General features: G+C 67.8%; 1 pseudogene. It reads left to right on the top strand.

The annotated features are described in order from the left end of the window. Positions 1 to 1,857, top strand: a pseudogene (locus QZV97_RS20835) (DEAD/DEAH box helicase family protein); the annotation flags it as partial.

Genomic DNA, 1,857 nt, shown 5'->3' with positions numbered 1-1,857 from the left:
GCAGTTCGATGGTTCGCACCTGAAGCTGCCGGGGTTCTCGCGCTGTTACGCGCTGCACCCGCACCAGCGGGACGCCGTGTGGCGCGTCGTGCAGTCCGGCAACACCGGGCTGTTCCACGTCGTCGGCGCCGGCAAGACCGCGGTCTGCGCGATCGCCGGCATGGAGCTGCGGCGCCTCGGTTTCGCGGCCAAGCCCTGCCATGTGGTGCCGAACCACATGCTGGCGCAGTACACGGCCGAGTTCGTCCGGCTGTACCCCAATGCCGCCGTGCTGATGGCGGGCAAGGAAGACCTGGAGGGCGACCGCCGGCGCGAGCTGGTGTCGCGCATCGCCACGGGCGACTGGGACGCGGTGGTCATCACGCACTCGAGCTTCGAGCGCATCCGCATGTCGCCGGCATTCACACAAACCTTCATCAAGGAACTCATCATGGAAATCGAGATGGCAGTACGCGCCGAGCGGCGCAACGACCGGGGCAACCGGATTGTCAAGCAGCTCGAAGCGATGAAGAAGAACTGGACGGTGCGGCTGGAAAAGCTGCTGGCCGATGCGAAGAAGGACGATCTGCTGAGCTGGGAACAGCTCGGCATCGACACACTCTTCGTCGACGAGGCCCACCTGTTCAAGAACCTCTACCGGTTCACGAAGATGACGCGCGTTGCCGGCCTGCCGCTGGCGAACTCGGAGCGGGCCTTCGACCTGTTCCTGAAGACGCGCTACACGATGCGCCTGCACGGCGGCGCGCAGCGCGGCGTGGTGTTCGCCACCGCCACGCCGGTGGCCAACACGATGGCCGAGGTGCACACGATGATGCGCTACCTGCAGCCGCGAAGGCTGGAAGCGCTCGGGCTGCAGCAGTTCGACGCCTGGGCGGCCACCTTCGGCGAGAGCGTCACTGCGCTCGAGATCGCGCCCGACGGCAGCGGCTACCGCATGAACACGCGCTTTGCGCGCTTCATCAACGTGCCCGAGCTGATGGCGGTGTTCGGCGAAGTGGCCGACATCCGCACGGCGGAGATGCTGAAGCTGCCGGTGCCGGCGCTGCGTGGCGGCAAGCCGCGCATCGTGGCCTGCCCGGCGAGCAGCGCGCTGAAGGCCTACGTGCGCACGCTGGTCGAGCGAGCGGAAGCGATCCGCATGGGCCGCGTCAAGCCGCAGCAGGACAACATGCTCGCGGTGACCACCGACGGCCGCAAGGCGGCGCTGGATTTTCGGCTGGTGGCGCCGAGCGGGCGCTTCGACGCGCAGGGCAAGGTCGCGGCCTGTGTCCGCGAGGTGCTCGCGGTGCGGCAACGCTCCGATGCCTTCCGCGGCGCGCAGCTGGTGTTCTGCGACCTGTCGTCGCCGAAGGAAGGCAAGGCGTTCAGCGTCTACGATGACCTGAAGCAGCGCCTGGTCGATGCCGGCGTGCCGGCCACCGAGATCGCGTTCGTGCACGACGCCGACACCGATGCGCAGAAGGCCACGCTGTTCAAGGCCGTGCGCGAAGGCCGGGTGCGGGTGCTGCTCGGATCGACGGCCAAGATGGGCATCGGCACCAACGTGCAGACCCGGCTGGCGGCGCTGCACCACCTGGACGCGCCCTGGCGGCCGTGCGACGTGGAACAGCGCGAAGGGCGCATCCTGCGCCAGGGCAACGAGTGCGAGGACGTGGAGATCTTCCGCTACGTCACCGAGGGCAGCTTCGACAGCTACATGTGGCAAGCCCTGGAAACCAAGGCGCGTTTCATCGCGCAGGTGATGAGCGGCGACAAGGGGCTGCGTTCGATCGAGGACGTGGAACTGGCGGCGCTGTCGTACGCCGAAGTGAAGGCGCTGGCCTCGGGCAACCCGCTCGTGATCGAGAAGGCCGGCGT

This window comes from uncultured Methylibium sp., from assembly GCF_902826655.1.
Taxonomy (GTDB): Bacteria; Pseudomonadota; Gammaproteobacteria; order Burkholderiales; family Burkholderiaceae_C; genus Methylibium.
The sequence above is the reverse complement of the archived record's forward strand: the minus strand, read 5'-3'. Positions and strand labels throughout refer to the sequence as shown.